5 protein-coding genes are annotated in these 7,053 nt (G+C 63.5%); all 5 read left to right on the top strand.

Translation table 11 applies throughout. The features are described 5' to 3' along the window. On the top strand, positions 1-918 hold a 918-nt coding region (locus tag BV034_RS26465), incomplete at its 5' end, for a DUF4159 domain-containing protein (RefSeq protein WP_265593499.1). 7 nt (positions 919-925) lie between these two features. Further along, entirely contained in the window at positions 926-1,981 is a 1,056-nt protein-coding gene (locus tag BV034_RS26460) for a MoxR family ATPase (protein ID WP_050029963.1), read from the top strand. A gap of 27 nt (positions 1,982-2,008) precedes the next feature. Next, entirely contained in the window at positions 2,009-2,938 is a 930-nt protein-coding gene (locus tag BV034_RS26455) for a DUF58 domain-containing protein (RefSeq protein WP_050029962.1), read from the top strand. Then, positions 2,935-5,073, top strand: coding sequence for a BatA domain-containing protein (locus BV034_RS26450; RefSeq protein WP_050029961.1), 2,139 nt, complete (start codon positions 2,935-2,937; stop codon positions 5,071-5,073). Before BV034_RS26455 ends, BV034_RS26450 begins: the two co-directional genes overlap by 4 nt. Positions 5,074-5,083: 10 nt before the next feature. Continuing rightward, positions 5,084-6,856, top strand: coding sequence for a DUF4175 family protein (locus BV034_RS36895; RefSeq protein ID WP_343123300.1), 1,773 nt, complete (start codon positions 5,084-5,086; stop codon positions 6,854-6,856). Positions 6,857-7,053 lie beyond the last annotated feature (197 nt).

The following is a 7,053-nucleotide window of genomic DNA, read 5'->3' as shown; positions in this document are numbered from 1 at the left end:
CACCTGCTCCCACCCCGCCTCCTGCCGGGGCCGGAACCCCGCCCCCGCGCCATGACGAAACGACGCTGTTTCATCTATCTCTGTGCCGGCCTCCTGGCCGGGCTGGGGGTGTTTTATGCCCAGGAGCCGGGCAAGCCCAAGAACTTCGGCATCACCGACGGCTCTGTGCCGGAAGATCCGCGGGATGCCATGCGGGGTGACTTCCCCATGTGGCCGGTGAGCAAGGAGCTGCCCAACGACACCTTCACCTTCGCCCGGGTGCGGTACAATTCCTACAGTCACTGGGGTCGTCATGACAAGTGGACGACGGACTACCCGGATGCGGACCTCAACTTTGGCTACCGGTTGCAACAGCTCACCGCCCTGCAGGTGGATCCGAAGGGGGCGATTGTGGACATCAAGGCGGAGCAGCTGCGGCACTACCCCTTCATCTACATGGTGGAGCCCGGGGACATTTCCCTCACGGCGGATGAGGCGCGCACCCTGCGTGAGTATCTGCTCAATGGGGGATTCCTCATGGTGGACGACTTCTGGGGCACCCACGAGTGGGACACCTTCTACACGGCTTTTAAGCAGATCTTTCCTGAGCGGGAGCCGGTGGAACTGCCGATCACTCATGAAGTCTTTCACATCGTGTTTGATCTGAAAGTGAAGCCGCAGATTCCCTCCGTGGGCGCGGCCATTGCGGGTCGGCGGCGCGGCATCACCTATGAGTGGAACAAGCCCGGCTCGGAGGAGGTGCACTATCGCGGCGTCTTCGATGACAAGGGCCGCATGATGATGATCATCTGTCACAACACGGATCTCGGTGACGGCTGGGAGGAGGAGGGGACGGATCCCTGGTACTTCCGCGAGTTCTCCGAGAAGTACGCCTACCCGCTGGGCATCAACATTCTCTTCTACGTCCTCACCCATTGATATCCTCATGTCTGCTCTGCCGCCTCCCATTCCCGCTCCGGTAGCCGTCCCGGCCCCAGTCAATGAACAGGATCTGGAACGCAAGACCGTGGAACTGCTGCACAGCGCGCATGACCGCATCCTCAAGGAGGTGTCCAAGGTCATCGTGGGCCAGAAAGAGGTGATCGAGCAGATGCTCATCGCGCTGCTGGCGGGCGGGCACGGCCTGATCACCGGGGCACCGGGGCTGGCCAAGACCCTGCTCATCAACTCGCTCGCCCAGGTCTTCAGCCTCAGCTTCCGCCGCATCCAGTTCACCCCGGATCTCATGCCTTCCGACATCACAGGCACGGAGATTCTCGAGGAAACAACTGAGGGGCGTGACCTCGTGTTTCACAAGGGACCCATCTTTGCCAACATGATCCTGGCGGATGAGATCAACCGCACGCCGCCCAAGACGCAGGCCGCCTTGCTGGAGGCCATGCAGGAGCATCAGGTGACGGTGGCAGGGCAGACCTTCGTGCTGGAGGAGCCGTTCTTCGTGCTGGCGACGCAGAACCCGATCGAGATGGAGGGCACCTATCCTCTGCCAGAGGCGCAGCTGGATCGCTTCATGCTCAATGTCGTGATCGACTACCTGGCTGAAGACGAAGAAGTGGCGGTGGTGACCCAGACGACCTCGCGCAAGGCAGAGCCCATCCAACCCATTTTCTCCGGCGAGGATCTTCTGCGCTGTCATGAGCTGGTGAAGAAGGTGCCGATCGCGGAGGAAGTGGTGCGCTACGCTGTGCGCCTGGCCTCCGCCACACGTCCGCACCGGGAGCATGCGCCAGACTTTGTGAACGAATGGGTGAACTGGGGCGCAGGCACCCGCGCCAGCCAGTACCTGGTGCTGGGCGGCAAGACGCGCGCTGTGCTCCAGGGTCGGGCTCATGTGAACTTCGATGACATCAAGGCGCTGGCGCGGCCCGTTCTACGTCACCGCCTGCAGCTCAACTACCGCGCCGAGGCCGAAGGCGTGACGGTGGACAGCTTGATCGCCAAGCTTGTCCAGACCGTGCCGCTCCATCCTGTCGCGAAGTGATTCCGTTTTCATCCGCTGCTCTGACTCATGGCTTCCGCCCCTTCCAATGTTGATCTCGCCGCGCTCATGCGTGTCCGCTCCCTGGAACTGCGGGCGCGTCTGGTCATGGAGGGCTTCTGGAAGGGGATGCACCGGAGCCCTCTGCACGGATTCTCCGCGGAGTTCAGCGAGTACCGCCAGTATGTGGTGGGGGATGACCCACGTTTCATCGACTGGAAGGTGATGGCCCGCAGTGACCGCTCTTATGTGAAGAAGTTCGAGGAGGAAACCAATCTGCGCTGCCAGCTCCTGCTGGATGCGAGCTCCTCCATGGCGTATGGCTCGGCCGGCTTCTCCAAGCTGGACTACGCCGCCACTCTGGGAGCGACGCTGGGGCTCTTCCTCAAGGAGCAGGGCGATGCGGCGGGGCTGACAGTGTTTGACGAAAAAATCCGGGACCATCTGCCCGCTCAGGCCCGGTCTGGCCAGTGGCATGCCCTGCTGGTGAATCTGCAAAAGGCGGCTGCCTCCCCGGTGGCGGGTGGGCCCAGACTGCCCCTGCGGCCGCTGGGGGAGATGATCCGCCGTCGTGCGCTGCTGGTGCTGATGTCGGACTTTCTCATGCCGCTCGATGGGCTGGACCAGGACCTCGGCCTGCTGGGGGCCATGCAGCATGACGTGGTGGTGTTTCACCTCATGGATCCGGCTGAGCTGGACTTCCCCTTCACTGAGGGGGCGCAGTTCACGGATGCGGAGACGGGGCGGCAGTTGCTCCTCGATCCCACGACCGCTCGGGCCTCGTACTTGAAGCGGCTCAACGAGCATCTGGAGAAGCTGAGGGGCATCTGTGCCCGCCAGGGGGCGGAATACCGGCTGATTCGTACGGATACCCCGCTGGAGAAAGACCTTTTTGACTTCCTGCATGCCCGACGCCATCTGGCGGCGCGCCACCGGGCCGCACCCCGAAGGGCCGCATGAACCTGTTGTTTCCATTTTTCCTGATCGGGATGGCGGCGGTGGCGGTGCCCATCCTGCTCCATTTTCGTCGGCAGCCTCCGCAGAAGTCGGTGCCCTTCAGCTCGCTGATGTTTCTGGAGCAGACTCCTGTGCCGCCGCGTACGCGGCGCAAGCTGGAGGACTGGCTCCTGCTCCTGCTCCGCTGCCTGGCGCTCCTGCTGCTGGCGTTGATGTTTGCCCGGCCCTTCTTCCGCACCCGCGGGGACATGGTGGCCACGACGGGCACCACCTGGTGCCTGCTGGTGGACACGAGTGCTTCCATGAACCGCCCGGGGGCCGTGGAGGAGATGAAGAAGCGTCTCGGCGAGGCGACGGCCACCCTGCGGGAGCAGGACCACGTCATGCTGGCCACCTTTGACAAAGAACCCCGGGAATTGCTGGGGTTTGAGGCCTGGCAGAGCCTTCCCGAAGGCGGGCGCAAGACGGAGCTGCAACGGTTGCTGGATGGTGTGAAACCGGGCTGGCAGAGCACGGATCTGGGCCGGGCGCTGCGCTATGCCGCGGGCCGGTTCCAGGGGCAGGCGGTGGAGGGTTCCCGTAAACAACGAATCGTGCTGGTGTCTGACCTTCAGGAGGGCTCGGCGCTTGAGGCACTCCATGCCGACAGCTGGCCGGACAAAGTCACCGTCACCCCGCTGGTGGTGAATGCACCTTGGAAAGACAACTTTGCCCTCTCTACCGCCTCGGTGGTGATTGAGGAAGAAGCGGCTGCGGTGCCTGGGAAAGGGGCCGCCCCCACGGGCGGTGAGGGCGCGATTCGCGTACGGGTGACGAGTGGTCGCGAGGCCACGCATGAAAAATTCACCCTGAAATGGGCAGACGGAGGAGAGCTGGTTGAAGCGTCCGTGCCCTCAGGGGGCTCCCGCATTCTCCGTGCGCCAGGTCGGTCCGATGCTACGGCGGCCGCAGATGGTGTGCTGCATCTCTCAGGGGATGCAGTGGACTTCGACAACCATTTGTATGTGGCCAAGACTCGCGCCCGGGAACTCCGGATTGTCTGTGTGGGAGACCGGTTGTCCCGTACGGATACGGCCTCCCCCTTGTTCTACCTGGTGCGGGCCTTCCAGCCGACTGCGACGCTGAAACCGGTGTTGGTGGAAAAGACCCACCAGGACTTGGGTCGTGCGGATCTGCCCGGTACGGCCGTGGTCTTTGCGTTCGGGGAGGGGGCGGATAGTTCCGCTGCCATGTTGAAGGACTGGGTTCAGGCCGGTGGCGCGCTGGTGTATGTGGCTCAGGAAGGGGACAAAGGCGGGTTGCTGCGCGCGATCACGGGCGAGGCCGGATGGGGGTTCAAGGAATCAGCCTCAGGCGAGGCCTTGCTCCAGGATCTGGCGTTTGATCACATCACTCTGCGGGCGTTTGCAGAAGCAGGTGTGCGTGACTTCAGCAAGGTCCGGTTTTGGAAACATCGTCAGCTGGTGCTTGGAGAGTCTGCCGATGCACCTGCAGGTAAAGGACAGGTGCTGGCACGCTTTGATGACCGGGTGCCCGCCTGGATGGAGTGGACGGCTGGAAGCGGACGCCTGCTCTACGTCGGGGCCAGCTGGACCGGAGCGGAGAGCCAGTTCGCGGTCTCCTCCAAGTTTGTGCCCTGGCTGTATGGCTTGCTGGACTGGGCATCGGGAGGCGCTGCGCTGGGCACGGTGTACACCGTAGGGGACAGCATTCCAGCCGCCGCAGGCAACTGGCAGGGAACCGTGTCTGTGACCGGGCCAGACGGGAAAACCGCGCTGTGGGATGCCGCCAAGGAACCCAGCTTCAGCGGGACCAGCGTGCCAGGGATCTATCGCTTTGGCACGGGCGACGCGGCACAGTCTATCGCGGTGAATCTGGCCGCTGCGGAGGGGCGTCTGGCCCCCCTGCCAGTGGAGCGCCTGACGGAGCTGGGCGTGACTATGGAGCCCTCTCTGAGTGGTCGCGTGAGTGCCGATGCGGCCGCCGCCCTGGTGCGCCGGGAGGATGCGCTGGAGGAACAGCGCCAAAAGATCTGGAAGGCCGCCCTGCTGGCGGCCCTCATCGTATTGTTGATGGAGACCTGGCTGGCGGGCCGGCGTGAAGGGAAAGCCCGCAACCCTGAAATACAACCCGCATGATGCCCACGCCATGAAAACGCCCTCTGTCCCCCACTTGCTCGCCAGGCGGTTCGAACCTCTCATCGAGGCGGAGCGCACGGTTCGTGGGTACAAGTTTCTGGCTGCGATGTGTGCTGTCGCGGTGGCGGCTCTGGCGCTTTTCTGGTTGGGGCTGCTGCCCCTGCCTGAGCTGCGTGGCTCCAGCCGGGTGATGGTGCCGCTGGCCGTGTACGTGGGGTTTGTGCTCTGCGCCGCCGGCGGGTGGTGGTGGATCTCCCGTCGCCCGGTGGACCTGCTGGAACTGGCGCGGGGGATCGAGGAAGAACATCCCGAGCTGCAGGCTGCCCTGCTCACGGCGCTGGAGAAACCGGATGACGCCGCGCTTTCCCGCTATCTGCATGAGAAAGTGGTGAAGGACGCGGTGCGGCATGGGATCGCGCACGACTGGATGGGCAAACGCCGCCGCCAGCAGGTGCTGTGGTGGAAGAGTCTGGGTATGATCTCCCTGCTGGTGCTGGTAGGGATGCAGGTGTTGATGGTGCTGCCGCGGCTGCGTCCCGCCCCTCTGGTGACGAAGGCGACGCCGGAAGTTCCAGTTGAGCACCCGTTGGCCCAGTTCGAGGTGGAGGTGCGCCCGGGCGATGCGGAGGTGGAGCGTGGGACACGCCTGGTGGTGGAGGCCCGCTTCAAGGGCGGGGTGCCTTTGAATGCTGCCATCGTGGTGAGCACTGATGCCACTGGCGAGCAGGAACTGCAGCGTGTGCCGATGAAGGCGGGTGTCGAGGCCTCGGCCTTCGGCGGGGTGATCACCAAGGTGGAAAAGGATTGCTTCTACCGGGTGGCCTACGGAGAGCAGTCGTCCCCTACGTTTCGCATCACAACCTATGTGCACCCCGAACTGGTGCAGTCTGACGCCATCATCACTCCGCCAGCCTACTCAGGCCAGCCGGTGAAGGAGGTGAAGAAGACGCAGAATGTCACCGCACTGGAGGGCTCCCTGGTAAAGTTCCGCATCAAGGTGAACAAACCGGTGGCGCAGGCGGAGTTGTACGGCGAGGACAAGAAGAGTGTGCCGCTCGTGCCGGCCAAGGATGATCCGCTGATGCTGGAGGGCACCATGACGCCTGAAGCGACCCAGAAGTACCGGTTGCATCTGGTGGATGCGCAGGAGCGCTCCAACAAGCAGCCGCCATGGTTCAAGGTAAACATTTTGGCGGACCAGCCGCCCAAGGTGGAGATCGTCTTCCCGAAGCGGGACCTGGCCGTTTCTCCTATTCAGGAAATGCCGCTCGAGGCCAAGGTGTGGGATGACCTGGGGGTGCGTCGCGCCGGGGCAGTTTTCATGCTCGGAGACCAGGAGCGCGAGGTGCTGCTCTCTGGTGATAAGTTGGAAGGCAAGAAGCATCACGAGCTGAAAACCATGATGGAGATGGAGTCGCTGAAGGCCGAGCCGCGGCAGTTGCTCTCCTACTATGTGTGGGCAGAAGACGCGGCTCCAGGCGGCCAGGTGCGCCGCACGCAGAGCGACATGTTCTTTGCCGAGGTGCGGCATTTTGAAGACATCTTCCGTGAAGGGGAGGCCCCCCCGGAGGAGAAGGGGGCGAAGGCGGCGGCTCGCCCGCCACCAAGTTGGGCAAACTGCAGAAGGAGGTGCTCAATGCCACGTGGAAGGTGGTTCGCACAGCCGGTGCGGGGAAGAAGTTTGACCAACTGGAGAAGGACATGGGTGTGCTCCATGAGTCCCAGGAGATCGCTCGTCAACAGACGGAGGAAGCCATCGGCGAGGCTGAGGACGAGGAGGTGAAGGCGGCGCTGACCGATGCCCACAAGGCCATGCAAGAGGCGGTGAAGACGCTGCACCAGGGCATTGAGAAGAAGGATCTCCAGGCCAACACGACGGCGCTGACGCCGGAGCGTCGGGCCCTGGAAGCACTGAATCGCGCGCAGAGCCGGGAGCATCGTGTGATGCGTAATCAGCAGCAGCAATCATCGAGTGCCTCC

Origin of the sequence: Verrucomicrobium sp. BvORR034 (genome assembly GCF_000739635.1) — a bacterium.
In the GTDB taxonomy this organism is placed as follows: domain Bacteria; phylum Verrucomicrobiota; class Verrucomicrobiia; order Verrucomicrobiales; family Verrucomicrobiaceae; genus Verrucomicrobium.
Note: the sequence above shows the minus strand (reverse complement) of the source record. Positions and strands in the feature narration are given on the sequence as shown.

Coding starts and splice junctions, on each gene's coding strand:
- BV034_RS36895 (WP_343123300.1), top strand. CDS start 5,084: ATGAAAACGCCCTCTGTCCCCCACTTGCTCGCCAGGCGGTTCGAACCT.
- BV034_RS26460 (WP_050029963.1), top strand. CDS start 926: ATGTCTGCTCTGCCGCCTCCCATTCCCGCTCCGGTAGCCGTCCCGGCC.
- BV034_RS26455 (WP_050029962.1), top strand. CDS start 2,009: ATGGCTTCCGCCCCTTCCAATGTTGATCTCGCCGCGCTCATGCGTGTC.
- BV034_RS26450 (WP_050029961.1), top strand. CDS start 2,935: ATGAACCTGTTGTTTCCATTTTTCCTGATCGGGATGGCGGCGGTGGCG.